The 17,091-nt window shown below is 37.1% G+C and carries 13 protein-coding genes and 1 riboswitch; of the genes, 6 read left to right on the forward strand and 7 right to left on the reverse strand.

All coding sequences use genetic code 11. The features are described 5' to 3' along the window. Positions 1-77 precede the first annotated feature (77 nt). The gene (locus ACZSMY_RS19790; protein WP_465148222.1) at positions 78-1,424 is read right to left on the reverse strand and encodes a P-loop NTPase family protein; all 1,347 of its coding nucleotides are present in this window, start codon (positions 1,422-1,424) and stop codon (positions 78-80) included. Positions 1,425-1,475: 51 nt separating this feature from the next. Further along, entirely contained in the window at positions 1,476-1,868 is a 393-nt protein-coding gene (locus ACZSMY_RS19795) for a hypothetical protein (RefSeq protein WP_465148223.1), read from the reverse strand. Positions 1,869-2,038: 170 nt separating this feature from the next. Here ACZSMY_RS19795 and ACZSMY_RS19800 point away from each other — a divergent pair, with 170 nt between their 5' ends. The 5 genes from ACZSMY_RS19800 (at position 2,039) to ACZSMY_RS19820 (ending at position 9,905) form a co-directional block, all read left to right on the forward strand. After that, positions 2,039-2,764 (forward strand): hypothetical protein, encoded by a 726-nt coding sequence (locus ACZSMY_RS19800; protein ID WP_465148224.1) that lies wholly within the window; start codon positions 2,039-2,041, stop codon positions 2,762-2,764. A 309-nt stretch (positions 2,765-3,073) separates the two neighbouring features. Beyond that, a complete protein-coding gene (gene radC, locus ACZSMY_RS19805; RefSeq protein ID WP_465148225.1) occupies positions 3,074-3,517 on the forward strand; it encodes a RadC family protein in 444 nt (147 codons plus the stop codon). Positions 3,518-4,517: 1,000 nt separating this feature from the next. Beyond that, positions 4,518-6,356 (forward strand): CocE/NonD family hydrolase, encoded by a 1,839-nt coding sequence (locus ACZSMY_RS19810; protein ID WP_465148226.1) that lies wholly within the window; start codon positions 4,518-4,520, stop codon positions 6,354-6,356. An 828-nt stretch (positions 6,357-7,184) separates the two neighbouring features. Continuing rightward, the gene (locus tag ACZSMY_RS19815; RefSeq protein WP_465148227.1) at positions 7,185-8,729 is read left to right on the forward strand and encodes a BCCT family transporter; all 1,545 of its coding nucleotides are present in this window, start codon (positions 7,185-7,187) and stop codon (positions 8,727-8,729) included. 42 nt (positions 8,730-8,771) lie between these two features. Next, positions 8,772-9,905, forward strand: a complete 1,134-nt coding sequence (locus ACZSMY_RS19820) for a M20 family metallopeptidase (RefSeq protein WP_465148228.1) — start codon at positions 8,772-8,774, stop codon at positions 9,903-9,905. 171 nt (positions 9,906-10,076) lie between these two features. On the opposite strand, the gene ACZSMY_RS19825 is transcribed toward ACZSMY_RS19820, so the two are convergent. From ACZSMY_RS19825 to ACZSMY_RS19835, 3 genes are read right to left on the reverse strand one after another with little or no spacing between them, the layout of a single operon-like run. Next, positions 10,077-10,928 (reverse strand): PRD domain-containing protein, encoded by an 852-nt coding sequence (locus ACZSMY_RS19825; RefSeq protein ID WP_339181445.1) that lies wholly within the window; start codon positions 10,926-10,928, stop codon positions 10,077-10,079. A 25-nt stretch (positions 10,929-10,953) separates the two neighbouring features. Continuing rightward, positions 10,954-12,357 (reverse strand): glycoside hydrolase family 1 protein, encoded by a 1,404-nt coding sequence (locus tag ACZSMY_RS19830; RefSeq protein ID WP_256705484.1) that lies wholly within the window; start codon positions 12,355-12,357, stop codon positions 10,954-10,956. A gap of 36 nt (positions 12,358-12,393) precedes the next feature. Then, the gene (locus ACZSMY_RS19835) at positions 12,394-14,253 is read right to left on the reverse strand and encodes a beta-glucoside-specific PTS transporter subunit IIABC (protein ID WP_465148229.1); all 1,860 of its coding nucleotides are present in this window, start codon (positions 14,251-14,253) and stop codon (positions 12,394-12,396) included. A gap of 492 nt (positions 14,254-14,745) precedes the next feature. Between ACZSMY_RS19835 and ACZSMY_RS19840 the strand changes: the two genes are divergently transcribed. Continuing rightward, entirely contained in the window at positions 14,746-15,939 is a 1,194-nt protein-coding gene (locus tag ACZSMY_RS19840; protein WP_256705486.1) for an MFS transporter, read from the forward strand. Positions 15,940-16,089: 150 nt separating this feature from the next. Here ACZSMY_RS19840 and ACZSMY_RS19845 read toward each other — a convergent pair whose 3' ends face one another. Further along, positions 16,090-16,404, reverse strand: coding sequence for a DMT family transporter (locus tag ACZSMY_RS19845; protein ID WP_042530860.1), 315 nt, complete (start codon positions 16,402-16,404; stop codon positions 16,090-16,092). After that, entirely contained in the window at positions 16,404-16,745 is a 342-nt protein-coding gene (locus ACZSMY_RS19850) for a DMT family transporter (RefSeq protein ID WP_276540060.1), read from the reverse strand. Before ACZSMY_RS19850 ends, ACZSMY_RS19845 begins: the two co-directional genes overlap by 1 nt. 72 nt (positions 16,746-16,817) lie before the next feature. Further along, positions 16,818-16,914, reverse strand: a riboswitch (guanidine-I (ykkC/yxkD leader). Positions 16,915-17,091: the final 177 nt, after the last annotated feature.

Raw genomic sequence — 17,091 nt, forward strand, 5'->3', positions numbered from 1 at the left:
CTTGCGCCAGCCCTGCAAGCAGGGCTGGAAGTTTGTAGCGTCAGAGCATGGAGCTCAGAACTACGGCGTTGCAACGGCTAATGTTTCCATAAGGAAGCAGGATCTTTATTGCCGTTATTGTATTCATCAAGAAACTTCAAATAAGGAAAGCTAACTAACCTAGGAACTGTCATTGTATCGTCAATATAAACTCCTTGTCCCTGTCGAAAATTAAAAACAGGGATATCCGAACTAGACTCAAAAGAAGTTGAGTACGTTGTTGACGAAGCATTACCTAAAACAATTTTTAATAACAGATTTGAACGAATTGCTGTTGGCAAAGTAGTAGCATCAGACTTCTGCATAATTAGCAAAAGAAAAACTCCTGCACCCGCTCCACGCTGGACAATCGCCGTTAACCTACCTAAAACGTTTTTTCTCTCTTTACTGTCAAGAACGTTGATGAAGGAACTAAATTCATCGAAGATAAGAAATATCGGTTCTAGTTCGACATCACGGTAATCCCCAGTCATGCGATTTAAAGTTGCTTCTGCCATTTCTTTCTCTCTTTCGATCAATCTTTGGTATACTCTGTCAATCAAATCAGTAATATCTTCGGTTGTATAGGCTGTCTTCTTGGGGTTGGTCCAGTTTCCAATCTTCCTCAATTGGTCATTCTTTGGGTCTGCGAAAAATAGTTCATAATGAATTGATTTATTTATCATTTGGAGCAATAACCCAATCAGACCATAGGTTTTTCCTGTTCGTGTAGCACCAACAAGAAGCGTGTGTTTTAAATCGAAAGATAGACGTTTATCGATTCGTAGCTGATACCTATTAGTTGTTTCATTTGCCCATTTCAAATAATCTTCCATTGTTTTAAAGGGTATTTGATTCTGTGAATCTACTGAGTGAAAGTTGTAAATCCAATAATCTCCATCATCTGATTGATAGAAATCCTCAACTTTAAACCCTTTTAAAGCAGGTGTGAATGTTGCCTTTGCAAGACGATCGTGGAATTCCACCGAATCACGTACAATTAGCTTTCCAGAAACCATTTCTTTACTTTGGAACTCTACTTTAATGGTCGGTACCTGAGCAATTCGCTTGGTCACATGTCTTTCATCCCGATAATTTGCATCTAGCATTTCTTTTCTTAGGTTTAGTGTCATAAAGTAACGTTTCAATGCTCTTTTGCCTTCCCATATTTTATTCCTAAAAGACCAGATCAGCAGTGTTGGGAGTATTACTGTTGTTACCACAACGGAAAGGATGCTATTGACAGTTTGCATATTTACTCTGAAGTCTAAGCCTACTATTTCAAACGCTTGATTTATCGACTTGTTATTCAGGTCAAGCATTATCCAGAAAAATATTATTATCGTCACAGAACCAAAAACGTATAATCCGTTTATTTTTCTTTGCGTTAATTGAATCGTAATCAACTCCTTTTTGTGGGAGAAAGCAACGTCAATATCTTGACGTTGCTTTAGTTCCTACTTCACAATGTCTAAATCTTTAAATACAATCGATACTTGTTCACCAAAGTCGTTTCTGTAACCAACGGCTTTTTCTAGTTTCCCTAAATCCATTTTGACTTTTGTACCTTTTGGCACTTCAAAAGCCCCATTCAGAACTTTAATATCGAATTGCTTGTATTTCAGATTCGATATTTTTTTGCCTGCTTTTGTTACTCCATAATCTTCTTCGTCCCTGGTGCACATAAGTGTTACGTTCTTACCAATTACATTGTCAGTTCTCTTGCCGTCAGCGTATTCGTATGCATCTCTTAGTTCAACCACTACATAACTTTTTGTTTTCTCGTCAAACAGTCTTTCTACGTCTACCAGTGTTTTGACAAATAAATATTGATTTGGCAGTCTAGCCATCTCTACATCATCCTTTTCTAACCTGCGCAGGTCATCGTTATTTCATGAACAGTTCTAGTATCTCATAGATGTTATTATCTGTTAATGGCGGAAGAACAATGGTTTGAAGTTCGTTTTTTATCGTTATTTCTTTTTGGTGTGGTATAATGAAACATAGGAGGAATAAAATTATGGCTACTTACGAAGAAATAGATGAAAAAAACCGAATAAAGATACAAACAGATGGATTTCTACGGAGAGAAGAATTAATGCATTTGATAGATTTAAAATTTGGTTACAGATTTGAAGGAAAAAAGATAGATGATAATTTAATTTCTGAAGCAACGTGGAGAAAGTATTTAGATGATTTTTTTAATTACAAGAACGAAAAGGATGGTACTTTAGCAAAATATGCAAATATGTTAAGAGGTGGAAATAGTAATAGAGAATATCATATTGACTTCATTGAAGAGCTTTTAGAGTTCAAAAACAACGATATAATAAATCATCTCAATAGTAATAGGAAAACAATCAAGAATCCTTTTTTGGAATCTTTCTCCAATGCAATGGGCTTAAAATTTGAAAACAATAATGAATTTCTAAATGGTACTTATATTAAAAACGGAAGAATGATTAAGACTCAGTATGAATATTACAAAGAAAACCCTGTTCCTATATTGTCTGAAGAAGAAAAAGAAGATTATAAAAATAGATTTATGGAGCAATTAATTGATATATTAATTGATAAAAGTAAAGTAGAAGAAGATATAGAGTGCGTTTTTGTAGGTGAAGGTATTCATCATGGTGAAGCAGAGCCAAGAGAAATGATAGAGGATGAATTTGGTCCACTAGATTTTAAAATGGATTGGACAAATTATTTAAAAGAAAATGTAATCAATCACATAAAAGACAAGTAAATATTATAAATGTGTTTTTCCTTTTCAGCTCCCCTAATTATAATCTTCTAATTCGTCTGTAAAGCAGAGACGAATTATCGATTAAGTAAAGAGTCTTCGTTCTTCGGATGTTATGAGTCAGCCAAGTAGGATAAGGGTGCGTAAGAAAGCAATTAACGCTTTTAACGCACCCTAATTCATTGGGCTTCCTCAAAACATATACGATTCACTCGATAGCTTTGCTACCTACGCCACTTGACATTAACCGATGCGAAGATTCTCTAAATGGTGACCCAAAAGGTCAAAAAAATAATAGAGAGGTTGATCTAGATGGAAACCATTTTAGAAGTAGTTCGCATTGAACAAATTATCAGAGAGGCAGATGAAGGTGTTGATTATATCATTCGTAGCCCAGAAGACGGAGCAAAGATAGCATCTCGATTTATTGGTCGTGATGATCGTGAAGTGTTTTTTGTTATGTGTTTAAATACAAAGAATAATGTTGTTGCAGTTCATCGTTGCCATGTTGGGTCGTTAAATTCCTCGATTGTACATCCACGAGAGGTGTTTAAATCAGCAATACTTAATAATGCAGCAAGTGTTATTGTTGCGCATCAGCATCCAAGTGGTGATACAAAACCATCGATGGAAGATATTAAAGTTACAAAGAGATTAGTGGAAGCAGGAAAGTTACTAGGCATTGAAGTACTAGATCATTTGGTAGTGAATAATGATAACAGTTTTACTAGCTTGAAAGAAAGAGGTTATATTTAAAAGGGAGAAACCACTCCCTTTTTTCTTCAAGATATATTACGTGTAAAAAGAGAAATATTTGATAAGCTCCTAACAATTTGTAAACGGAAGAACAATTTCTACCTCCATGTCAGTTGCAGAAATAAATAACCGCCAAAAAATGTATCACAAGTGATATCTTCTTTATCACTTAATGACAGTAAATGTACCAGTGAATGACAGACCATTTACCATTTCAAAATTTCTGGATAATCATAACTATGAATTCGTTGATTTTAGTACGGGAATGTTATACTTATTGTACAAATTTAAGTGATTTCAATAAAGACATTCTTCAACAAACGGGACATTATATAGAATAATATTTATATAAACGGGGGGAAAATGAACTTAGAAGACTCGATAATTGTTCTCAGTAGTTAACATGCTGAAGATTACTCTACGAATTGAAGAATTAAGCAACGTGTATATTGATTAAAAAATATTTCAATAAAGAATTTTTTAGGTATACAGAGGTACGATTTGGGTTTTTGTAGTGACGGAAGTTTGGCTGAGCTTAAAAATACTCCTTTCTCTAGTTTAATGAATCGGTTTACCAAAAGTACTCAACAACAAGAGATAAATAGTAAAATCAACCAATATACCTTGAAAGACTTAAATGATATAGATCTAACGTAAAAGGTGAGTTTTTAGTTTTTTAATCAATCTTTATTCTGAATCGACAAGGAAGGAATTGATTGACCCGGACTAGATCCTTTCGAGGGATTGACAGCGTTTGCATAAAAGGCTATAATAAATTCAACAAGTTAAACTAATGGTGGAGTTATGGAGACCCATGCTGTAATAGTACTTCTTTCCTGAAGTGCGTCTATTGCGGTGTGGGTTTTTGTCTTTTCACATACTTGTTTGTTTAATAGAAACGAAGTGAAGGAGGGTTGCACACGTCCGAAGTTTTAGCAGGTGACGGATCTCGGTGAGGACCATATAGACTAAGTTACAAATAAGGAGGAAAAGGGGAAACATGGAAAAAGGAAAAAGGAAATCTAAGCTATATTTAATAATATCATTAATATTAGTTGTTGTTAGTATGATTGGTGCATCTTTGGTTCAGACTTCTGGTGGTGAAGTAGAGGTCAAAGAAATGCAATGGGAGACTCCATCTGGCCATATGATGAGTGCGTTTTTGTTTGTGCCTGATGGTGTGACTGAAGATAACCCTGCTCCGGGCATAGTTACTAGTCATGGCTGGTATAATAACAAGGAAATGCAGGATATGAATTTCGTTGAATATTCCAGAAGAGGCTATGTTGTTATGTCAATAGACATGTATGGACATGGGGAGTCCGAAGCTGTTAGACCCGATGAGTGGAAAGAACGAGGAACAGGTATGTATGATGCTGTTGAATTAATGGCTGATCTCCCATATGTAGACACTTCAAGGATTGGAATAACAGGTCATTCTAACGGCGCTCGAGCTGCCAACTGGTCTATTGATGTGGACAATGAAAAAGAGAACCCATTGATATCTTCAGTACTATTGGTAGCAAATGATGCGGACTATATAAACCCGGAAACTGGAGAATACTATAATAAATACGGAAGCAGAGACGTCGGAATTGTAGCAGCCCAATATGATGAATTCTTTTTCCGAACTGAAAATCCGGACGGTACAATGACTGCACCGAGAGATTTTATGGGCACGGATAATGCACAATCGTTTCTCCATTTTGGTGAATCCCCTGACAATATTGAATCAGCTCGCTCCAGTTATGAGATGTATGAAGAAGAAATAAATGGAGAATCAGCTACACGCGTGATTTACAATCCGGCTCAAACACATCCGTGGAATCACTTTTCCGGTCATGTAGCAACACAGAGTATAAACTTTTTTGACGAAACACTGGGGAATCCAGAGCCTATACCAGCAGATAATCAAGTATGGCAATTCAAAGAGTTCTTTAACTTATTAGGCCTTATCGGTTTTGGGATGTTTCTCGTAAGTTTTACAAAGGTGTTGCTATTTACCCGGCCATTTGCAGGGCTTCGTGCACCACAAGACCCGTCACCATCTGAACTCGCAACGAAGAAGCAAAAAGGGTGGTTTTGGGGAGGACTTGTGGCAAGTGCTATCTTTTCAGGAGTTTCCTACATCGCATTATTTAACTGGGCGATGGTGAATCGTCCGGATTTCTTTCCACAGGCATATACATTTTATGTTGGAACATGGGCTGCATTGAATGGGTTATTTGCTATACTGTTAGTGTTCCTGTCCCGTAAATTTACGGATAGTGAGCATAAATCCACGTTGAAAGATATAGGTGTATCCATTAGCTTAAAAGCACTTGGAAAAACGGTGTTTTTTGCTGTCATTGTAAGTGCAGCTGCGTTTGGTTTGGTTTTTGTCAGTGACTATTTGTTTAATACAGACTTTCGAATCTGGTTCATAGCGGTTACGGACTTTACGCCGGATAAACTTATTATCGCATTAAAATACCTTCCATTTTTCTTAATATACTTTGTAGCCAATTCCGTAGTGGTAAACAGTTTTAATTATTACAGGAATGGAAAAAAAGAATGGATTAATACCGCTTTACTAGCTCTTTTTAACACACTCGGGCCAATAGTAGTACTCGCCATTCAATACATCACATTCTTTATTACGGGACATGTATTTTTTGAAACTGTATCGGCTATCGTAGGCATTTGGCTAATTAGTTTCCTGGTCATCTTACCTGTAGCTGCGATAATTTCAAGGAAAATTTTCAGAGCAAGCTTGAACCCTTATTTAGGAGGGATAATTTTAGCCATAGTCGTTACATTGATTTCTGTGACTAATACTTTAACACAATTTCCAAACTAATTAGTAAGAGTGGATATTTGTAATGGCCTGCCATGCTTGGTGGTAGGCTATTTTTCTGTATACCCATTTTGTTGCAAAACGCTTGGGGGGGATATGCAATGATTAATAAATCTATTTTTGCTTCCTTATACAATAAAAACATAAATGGTGGGTCATTTTTAGACTTGGAATGAATATAAACGTGAAAGTTTTGGTCCATACTTATAGCGCAATCGGGCGCGTTTGCTTAAGATTAAAAAGTCTAATTCCTCATTGAAGTAAAAATAAATAGAATGTTTAATATTGTATTCAACTAACATCTATTTTGGTTCAAATTGGTTCAAGTACTATCAATTTCAGTCAATTTTAATCAATCTTTATCCATTTTATAAATCATTGAAGTATTGATAAAGATGGATTGTTCTTGATTGAGTATATATGAATTTCATATTGATATTTCTCAAAACGTTAATAAACAACTATATCAAGAGTTACGCCCATTTGGACAATTTCTCCAAATGGGCGTTTTTATATAAAAAGCAGCTGAATAACGTCAATCAATGTTATTTTTCACAATGAAAAATAGATTTAATGCTTATCATCCGGCTGAATGATTTTTACATAATGCGGATCAAGCTCAACCGCATAATAAGAAGGATATCTTTTTATTATCTGTATCTAACTATATAGCGATGAGACACAGTAATAATCCCAGAGTAGAGGTATACGCTTAGAGCTTATAAGAATTGTTTAACGACAAACAATTACAGAAAATGATTGTCTTCTAGGGTTAATCTTTTTTAGAGAGTCTTCCTGTAACATAACGAAGAAAATATGGAGGAATTGCTTTTGAGTAAGAAGGTAGATATTAAATTAATAGCTTTAACCATTATCTTGTTGATGTGTGTTGTCGTGCCAATTGTATTTTGGCCAGATGGAACATCCAAGATAATTAATGATTTTTTTCATATGATGACAACAGATTTTGCATGGGCATTTTTGTTAATCGGATTTGGATGTACGATATTTGTTATATTTATAATAATTTCAAAATACGGAAATATCCGATTAGGCGGAGAAGATGCGAAACCTCATTATAAAGGTTTTACTTGGATATCAATGATTATTACCTCCGCATTAGCCGCAGGAATACTTATTTTCGGTATTGTAGAGTGGATGTTTTATGTCGAATCCACTCCATTTGGGATAGAGCCCAGATCTGTGGAAGCATATGAAATGGCATCCGCCTATGGGATGTTTCACTGGGGATTTTCAGCCTCTGCATTTTACTTGCCGGCATCGTTAGCAATTGGGTATATGCTCTGGAATCGTAAGGGTAAATCCATGAAAATTTCAGAAGCATGCTCGGAAGTACTGGGTAAAGAAAAGACGAAAAATTCCTTATTCAAGCTCATCATTGATGGAGTCGTAACATTTTGTTTTGTAGGTGGTTTATTAATAACTGTAGGACTGGGAGCTTCCGTTATAGGAGAGCTTATTGGTGATTTATTTAACGTAGATAATACACTTACGTTAAGAATTACGATTATCTTTGCATTTTGCGCATTTTTTATAGCAGCTACATCAAAATCAATTGCTAAAGGTATGGCGAAAATTAGTAATTTTAATATTTATTTAGCGCTTGCGTTTTTCTTGTTTGTCTTTATCGTAGGCCCGAAGTCATTTATTTTAAATAATGTTGTGATGGCTGTAGGTACGAATATTACAAACTTTGTTAAGATGAGTTTTTATACGGATGCAGTTGCCCAGACAGGGTTTATTCAGAATTGGACAATCTTTTATTGGGCGTGGTATTTAAGTTTATCTATTTCTATCGGTTTATGGGTAGCAAGAATATCTTATGGAAGAACATTTAGACAGATAGCAATAGGGGTTACCGTCTGTTTACCGTTAGCCTGCTGGTTGTCATTTGGTATATTAGGGAATTACGGTATGGGATTAGAAGTAAATAATATTGCGAATTTCTCAGAGATTGCAGTAACAGAGGGTAATAATGCAGCTACCCTTGCTGTACTAAAAACGATGCCTATTTCAACGATAGCAATCATTGTATTTATTGTATTAGTCTTTTTTAACCTTGCGACCAGTGCAACGAGTGTATCAACAATGGTAGCAATGATTACATCTAAAAATCTGCAAGTAAATGAGGAACCGAATAAATGGTTTAAAGTGCTATGGGGATGTATTTTTATGGTATTGCCTGTGACCATACTATATTTAGAAAATGCGGTGGAAGAGCTGAATATATTAGGCATCATGCAATCGATGACCTCCTTATTTGGCGTGCCATTATTTTTTGTTAATGTTATTCTGATTTGGTCAGCAGTAAAAGCTATTAAAACAGATTATAAAAATAATAAGCTGAAAATATAAGGTGCATTTACCTGTAATATAAAATGGATAGGAGGGATAAGGGTGTACGAGGACGCAGCTGTTGAATTAACAAAGGAATTCATTCGCATGGAATCTTTTTCCGTAGAAGGAAAACAGAAAATAATAGCGTTTATGTATCATAAAATTAAAGAAGAGACTGACGCAGAGGTTCAAATAGTAGATGGCCATACGGAAAATCCATATTTGATCGCACATCATAAAAATGGAGAAGGGTATCATTTATTATTGCAAGGACATCTGGATACCGTATCTTTAGATGGAGTACAAGACCCCTTAAACCCAATTGAAAAAGACGGTGAAATATACGGCCGCGGTTCATGTGATATGAAGGCAGGAAGTGCAAGCAATTACGCTGCATTTAAGTATGCCTGTGACCATCAGGTTAAAGGCGATGTTTACTTAATGTATTCTACGGATGAGGAGACATACGCACAGCAAACCGTATCTGCTTTTGAAAGAGGCTTGTTGCCAAGCTGTGATATAGGCATTATCTCGGAACCAACCAATCAAACCCTAATGGTAGCGCAAAAGGGTAATGCTTGGATAGAAGTAGAATTTATTGGTAAAAGCGCTCATTCCAGCATGCCTGAGCTTGGTGAAAATGCAATTTATATGGCGTCTGCATTTATACAGGCATTTCAAAAGTATACAGAGGAAAAATTCAAAAGGAATTCCCATCCGCTGTTAGGCGAAGCAAAAATGAATGTTGGGGTGATAGAAGCTGGTAAACAAGCGAATAGTGTACCAGCGAATTGCAGGATTGTGATTGATAAAAGATACTTGCCCAATGAAACCATAAATGATTTTCAAGAAGAAATTGATATTGTAGCAAAAAGGCTAAAGGATACTTATCCAGTATTCCGTTATCAAACGAACATCTTAGTGGATTGCACGCCGATGGAAATAGATAGCAGTTCAGAAAAATTTCTTCAACTTAAGGCGTTACTGGAGAAAGCGCTCGATAGAAAATTAGAAGTTGATGTATTTGGAGGCTGGGGAGAAGGCGGTACGCTTGCAAAATATGCTACCGATACATTGTATTTTGGTCCAGGAAATTCGATTTATGCACATACGGATGAGGAAAGAGTGGGAATAGAAGCAATTAAAGAAGTTACAAGCGGAATCATTGCTATTGTCAAAAGTAAGTGTGTGTAAAGTAAATAAGGATAAGTATAAGCTGGTGTTAAAGGCGATTTTAGCATGAATTTAGGGGAATTTATAAATAGTTAAATTCAAGAAAAGGGTACTCGATACCTGTTAATATTCATCCCATAATATTAAAATCTCCTCAAGGCAGAAGCCTTGAGGAGATTTTAATAACAGCAGTTATGATTTATTGGGATCATCTCTTAGTATCCGATTAATATGAATGATTAAGTAAAGCTTCTCCTGCCTAGTCAGATCAATCGCATATTTTTGTCTCACAAAATGTGTAATGCTTTCAATAATCTTATTCTCCAGCTGCATTGATTGGCTCAATTGATCAAACAGGATGTCAGTATCGGTGTCTTTAAAAATTTGATTTTTGATGATTCTCTCAGCAAAAAACTTTAGATGCGTAATAAATCTTGTATAAGAAAGGCTTGCTTTATCGAAATGGGCATTCGCTTTTCTTTGAACGATTGCTTCAATATGATCGATTAGCTTGGCAATTTGCGCTTCCTCATGATAGGATTCTGAATTTAAACGTGCATTGACAAAATGCATTCCAATGGCAGAGGCTTCACTTTCAGGAAGATCTATTCCCATTGTTTGATTGATCAGGTTTACTGCGAATCTGCCAACTGCATATTCCTTTGGATAATATTTCACAACCTCCACATAGGTAAATTTCTCTCCAAGGTTTCCTTCATGAAATCTGCGGACAACAAAAGAAATATGGTCAGACAGTGACAGGTATAAATAATCCATCACTTCCATATCGTATTCTTTTGTGGCAAATTCAATGATTTCTTTTACAAGATTAAAATACCTATCATCCAGCTCACTTGCCAGCTGTATAAAGTTCTTCAAAATGGTTTTGTCTTTTAGGATAAATGTTTTCTCTATTTCAGAATCTTGAATCTGGCAGCCAATTGATTTCTTATATCCGATTCCCTTGCCCATTAAGATGTATTCATTTCCTGAATCATTGATTGCTAATACTAAGGAATTGTTCATCACTTTTACGATCTGCATGGCTACGTTCCTATTCCTTTGCTGATTAATTTAATCCATTATTTTTAATAACATCTTGATACCAGTAAAAACTGTCCTTCTTAATTCGACGCAATTCTTTGAGATCAAAATCTTCTCTGTCTATATAAACCAGACCATAACGCTTCATAAAGCCTTGACGGGAGCTTAGCAAGTCCATTACAGACCATGGGGAATACCCAAACAGCTCGACACCATCTGAAATGGCATCATTACATGCGGCAATATGATCTTTTAAGTATTCAATCCGGTAATCATCATGTATTTTACCATCTTCTGTTAGCTGATCGCCAGTTCCTAAGCCGTTTTCTGTGATAATCATCGGTAAACGATACTTTTCATAATAATCATTTAGTAAAAGTCTTAAGCCGGTTGGATCTACTTGAATCCCATAATCTGTTACTTCGAGATTTGGGTTCTTTTCAATTTTAAAGTATCCATATAAGTCGAAATCAATATCATTTTCCTTTGTTCCGAATGGATGAGCATCATCGGCAGGCAGATAGCTGGCTACCAGCGTACGGTAATAGTTTACGGCGATATAATCCGGCTTCGATGCTTTGAGAATTTCTTCGTCCTCTGGCTGTGTTTCTGGATAAATATCACATTTCTTCAGATATTCTTTATAGTATCCCGGATACTCTCCGAAACAATACATTTCTAAGGCATAATTGGTTTTGAAATTATCGTTCATTCTGGCTGCCCACACATCTTCCGGCCGATTGGAGCTTGGATATGTCATGGTGGAGGATACAGCCGGTCCGATTTGTCCATCTGGAAGCATTTCACGGCAAGCGTTCGTAGCAAGCGCATGCGCTAGAAACATATGATAATCCATTTGTGCTCTCACTTTTTCAGCCTGTTCACTTGGCACATCATACATATTCATGCGAATATTAACACGAATCATTAGATTTTGTTCATTATGCACCTGCCAATGCTTTACACGATCGCCGAAAGCTTCAAAACAGGTTTTTGCATACTTTTCAAAAGCAAAAGCACAATCACGGCTTTCCCAGCCATTGTACTTTTCAACCAGAGCAAATGGCAGGTCAAAGTGGTACAGCGTCACAAATGGAATAATATCATTCTCTAATAAGAAATCAATCACATTGTTGTAGAAATCAATCCCCTTTTGATTCACTTCTCCATCTCCATCTGGAATAATTCTCGCCCAGGAAATAGAGAAACGGTAAGCTTTTAAACCAAGTTCCTTCATTAAAAGAATATCTTCTTTATAGTTATGGTAGAAATCACTGGCAACTCTGGTATCTGCTTGTACATCTGATTTTTGGAATGCATTGTAATCCGCTACCGTTTTACCTTTGCCATCTTTGTCCCATGCTCCTTCAATTTGGAAGGCGGAGGAGGAGGCTCCCCACCAGAAATCTTTGCTGAAATAATTTTTCATTATCGTCACTCCTATATATTATTTAATTATTTTTTATCAAACAGTTCTATCCGTATTGCTTTCTACAATGGAAACACCTTGCAACTGCGAAGAATTGGTGACAACCATTGGGGTGGTGAGATCATAGCCTTTTGCTTCAATTTCTTCTATATTAAACGAGACAATTTTGGTCCCTTTGCGTATCTCATCACCGGCGCTCACATGGGCTTCAAATCCTTCTCCATTTAATTCAACGGTATTAAAGCCGATATGAATTAATAATTCAGCGCCATTTTCCAGCTGCAGCCCGATAGCGTGCAATGTCGGGTAGAGAACAGATACTTTACAGTCGGCTGGCGCTGCCACTTCACCGGTTGTTGGATAAACTGCTGCTCCTTCTCCTAATGCGCCTGATGAGAAAACTTCATCTTTTACTTCAGATAATGGAATCAGCTTTCCCTGGACTGGCGAAGGAATAGTTACTTCTGTGTCTGTTCCTGTCCTTGGAGCTTCCTCCTCGCTGTCTCCAAGGCCTTCATCCGAAGCATCCTCTTCTTCAGGAATATCCTTAAAACCAAATAACATCGTCATCGCTGCAGCCCCAAAGAAGGCAATCGCAATACCAATAATATAACATAAGAATGCTTTTGTCCCTGCTTCAATATAGACCGGGATGGTTAAAAAACCCTGGTTGGCAAAGGCTGTGCCATAGGATCCGCCCCAGCCCATCAGACCGCCGCCTATCGCTCCGCTGATTACTGCATAAATCATCGGTTTTTTCAGACGAAGATTAACCCCGTAAATGGCTGGCTCGGTAATTCCGAAAAGTGCTGTTACGGTTGCCGTTGCAGATAACGTTTTTAATTTCTTATTTTTCGTTTTTAAAAGTACACCTGCAGCAGCTCCTGCCTGAGAAAAGTTAGCAGCACCTGCAAATGCTAAAAGATTCTGCTGACCAGTTTGGGCCACATCATTAATTCCAATTGGCAGAATGGCTTTGTGAGCACCGAATATAACAAGCACACACCAGATTCCGCCAATAAAAGCACCTAATAAGGTTGGACTGATATCCATAATGATATAGTATAGCCAATTGATGAAGTTACCTAAGTGAATGCCGATAGGTCCAAAAATAATTAATGTCGCTGGTACCATCACTAATAGCGTGAAGGTTGGCACCATAATAATTTTTAAAACCTCGGGGGTAATGCGTTCAAAAAAGCGCTGAACATATGCCATGATAAATACAGCAATAATGATCGGGATAACCGTTGAGGTGTAGTCTGCTAATGTGACATTAACTCCTAAAAACGTAATGGCTGAACCGCTTGTCATTAAATCAACCAGATCCGGGTAGCATAGCGTTGCTGCCAGTACCATTGCAATTAATTCATTTGCCTTAAATACTTTCGCCGCTACATAACCAATCATAATCGGGAAGAAGTAAAATAAAGCATTGGAGGTGGCATCTAATATCCGGTACGTATTGTATTCTTTAATATCCACATTCCAATAATAAGCTGCAATCATAACCGCAAGAGCCAGAATTCCTTTCAGCATGCCGGATGCAGCAATTGCCGGGATAATCGGAATAAATATGGATGTAAATGTATTTAAGATTCGACTTCCGATAGACCCTTTATTCTCTTCTTTATTTACCGCTTTATTTAAATCACCCAGAAGAAGTTGAATTTGATCATGTACTTCCGCCACCTTATTTCCAATCACAACCTGATACTGGCCGCTATTCTCGACAACCGAGATAACCTCGTCCATCTTTTCTAAATTCGCCTTGTTTGCTTTTTTTGTGTCATATAACGTAAAACGCAAACGTGTATAGCAGTGGGTTAATCCAGAAACGTTTTCCTTTCCACCCACGTTGTTTAAAATTTCCTGTGCCACCTGTTGATAGTTCATGTTTTTTCTCCCTCGCTAAAAATTAATCCACTGGCCAACGGATAAAATATGAAGAACACATATTGACACAAAAAAAGACCAAACGCACACAAATAATCTCAAGGGGAAAACACAGCTTTCCCATGATTATTAAAGTGTACACTTGATCTTGCCTGCATTATCAGTAACACGTCAAATGTATTCCAGTATGAAGCTTTGCAAATATACTAACACGCTTTCATTTTCGATGCAAGCGATTTTTAAATCTTTTTTTCTGGAAAAAATGAAGAAATAAATGATGCTTGTGCAAATTTTAATCTTAGGATATGATACTGCATTAGAACTTTGAAAATAGAGATTGTACTGAAAAATCTTTGTTTTAAAGCAGTTAGAAATGCAGGGGAAACGAATCGGGAAACCGCTAAAAAAACAGGAGAAAAAGGCCTGATTATATGCTGCGTAAACCTTGAATTCCCCAACATTTCACTGGAAAATAGAAGGAGTAATGAAAAGATGAATAATGCACAAAAAAAGCAGGCATCGTTAATTTTATGGGTTGTTGTCTGTTTCTGGTTCGCGCAATATGTTTACATTCCCTATCAAACGACCTACTTAATTATGGTAAATATTTCTAGTAATCTGGTAGGTATGATTATTGGTGCATATGGCATTTCACAGCTTATGCTCCGGCTGCCAGTAGGTATTTTGGCTGATCTTAGCAGCAATCACAAGCTGTTTATCATACTTGGATCTTTATTTGCGGGCGGCGCCTCGCTAAGCAGGGTTTTACTGCCGGATGATATTGGTTTTTTCCTTGGGAATATTTTATCAGGAACTGCAAGCGCCACCTGGATTTCTTTTATGATTCTTTATATGAGCTTTTTTAACCAAAAGGATCAGATACGCGCCACCAGCAGAATTATTATGGCTAACAATGCCGGCATGCTGCTTGGTTTTGTAACCAGCACGCTTCTCTATGATAAAGTCGGCATGATGATGATTTGTGCCTTCAGTTTAGCTGCAGGACTGATTGGTTTTGTACTCGCTTTCTTTCTTCAATCAACCAAACCATCTCATCACACAAATAACGTTTCCTTCAGGGAATTAATAAAGGTGACTGCAAATAAAAGCTTAGTTCTTTTTTCCTTCTTGGCATTAGTGCAGCAGGGTGTGCAAATGTCTACCACCATGTCCTTTACAAACCAGATTGTTCAGGAGCTGGGCGGCTCCAATCTAGTTATTGGTATGTCGTCTATTATTTATATGCTGTCAGCAGTCGTTTTTGCCAGATTGGCTTCGACTAAATTCCTGGCAATGATGTCTATGAAGTTATGGATTTGTTTCAGCTTTCTCTTCCTCGGCATTTACTGTGTACTGGTTCCCCAGACAAATTCTATCTTGCTTGTTTGCCTTTTACAACTGATACCGGGATTAGGTACTGGAATTTTGTTCTCGCTCCTGACCTCCAGTGCTATGCAGTCGATTCCTGACCAAAAGCGTTCTACTGCAATGGGCTTCTTTCAAGCTGTCTATGCGCTGGGAATGACAATTTTTCCAATAATTAGCGGGAGTATTTATGAGCATTTATCCATGAAGCATGCATTTATTTTTTTAGCGGGGACATGCTTTCTGGCTTGTTCAATTTCTTTTATTCACTTTAGAAGACAGGAAGTTAATCAAAAAAGGGAGCTGTATCAACAAATTTAATTGGCTTTAAATTTGTTGATAAAACGAAAGCCTCACTACTTCCTTCTTTGATATTTGAGCAAGCAGTGAGGCTGCATTATTTAAGTTTGAATATAGATTTAATAACCAATAAATTGATATAAGCAGTGAAAATTATTTTTTAGAGATGCATTACGAAAATAATTTTAACCCGACAGCCGCTCCTAAAACCATGGCGATACACACCATTCGCTTCCATTCCTTTGGTTCATTATAAAAAAGCATTCCTGCTATTGCCCCGCCAGAGGCGCCGATACCAGTCCATACCGCATAAGCAGTCCCCATAGGCAATGTTTCCATAGCGTACGAAAGGAAAAAGAAGCTGGCTCCAAAACCAAGAACGAGCAAGACCAATGCCTGCCAATTACGATCTTTATGCAGCTTGTTTATCATCGTTACACCAACTACTTCGAATAATCCAGCGATAATTAATGAAGTCCAGGCCATTACGATTCAGCTCCTTCTGTCTCTTTGTCTTTCGTTACTAACTTCAAACCAATGACACCAGTCAATAAAATGGCAATCAAAAGAATCTTTATGAACTGAAACGGCTCTCCGAAGAAAGCAATATCTGCAAATGTTGTTCCTGCTGTTCCCAGTCCGACAAAAACAGCATAAACCGTTCCAACAGGAAGCTTCTTCCCAGCCATGATCATTAAATAGAAGCTGAGAATGATCGCGATAATTGTCCCTGTCCAAGTCCAAAAATCATAGGCATGCTTTAGTCCAATCACCCAAAAAACTTCAATAACTGCTGCGATAATTACTTGTAACCACACCATATTCATGTAGATAACACCTCCGCGTTTATTCTTCCCAATAAAAAACAAAAAAGCCTGGGAGACAACTGTATAAACAGTCTCTCCCAGGCTTTTGTCCTTCCGTGGCACAGCTCAGGCTGTGAGTTTTCTCTCGGACCAGACCAATTCGCATTGCGGAACCCTAGAAAACATTCTTATATAATGAAGTTAATTTCCATTATACACAAAGTGCAGGTTTATTCAAGTCTCGTAACGTTCGTAGTGTCACCAAAAAACAAGGAAAAGAAATCAAAAGATATCAGAGGAAGTGCATTTAAAATTGGCATATTACTATTTTTATCAATTACTTCCTAAGCAGAATGATTAAAGAAAG

The sequence above is a fragment of the Oceanobacillus sp. B139/18 genome, from assembly GCF_055524595.1.

Excerpts from the sequence above, each read along its gene's own strand:
- ACZSMY_RS19830 (WP_256705484.1), bottom strand. The coding sequence starts at position 12,357 with ATGAAAAATTATTTCAGCAAAGATTTCTGGTGGGGAGCCTCCTCCTCC.
- ACZSMY_RS19795 (WP_465148223.1), bottom strand. The coding sequence starts at position 1,868 with ATGGCTAGACTGCCAAATCAATATTTATTTGTCAAAACACTGGTAGAC.
- ACZSMY_RS19850 (WP_276540060.1), bottom strand. The coding sequence starts at position 16,745 with ATGAATATGGTGTGGTTACAAGTAATTATCGCAGCAGTTATTGAAGTT.
- ACZSMY_RS19845 (WP_042530860.1), bottom strand. The coding sequence starts at position 16,404 with ATGGCCTGGACTTCATTAATTATCGCTGGATTATTCGAAGTAGTTGGT.
- ACZSMY_RS19825 (WP_339181445.1), bottom strand. The coding sequence starts at position 10,928 with ATGCAGATCGTAAAAGTGATGAACAATTCCTTAGTATTAGCAATCAAT.
- radC (WP_465148225.1), top strand. The coding sequence starts at position 3,074 with ATGGAAACCATTTTAGAAGTAGTTCGCATTGAACAAATTATCAGAGAG.
- ACZSMY_RS19840 (WP_256705486.1), top strand. The coding sequence starts at position 14,746 with ATGAATAATGCACAAAAAAAGCAGGCATCGTTAATTTTATGGGTTGTT.
- ACZSMY_RS19835 (WP_465148229.1), bottom strand. The coding sequence starts at position 14,253 with ATGAACTATCAACAGGTGGCACAGGAAATTTTAAACAACGTGGGTGGA.
- ACZSMY_RS19800 (WP_465148224.1), top strand. The coding sequence starts at position 2,039 with ATGGCTACTTACGAAGAAATAGATGAAAAAAACCGAATAAAGATACAA.
- ACZSMY_RS19810 (WP_465148226.1), top strand. The coding sequence starts at position 4,518 with ATGGAAAAAGGAAAAAGGAAATCTAAGCTATATTTAATAATATCATTA.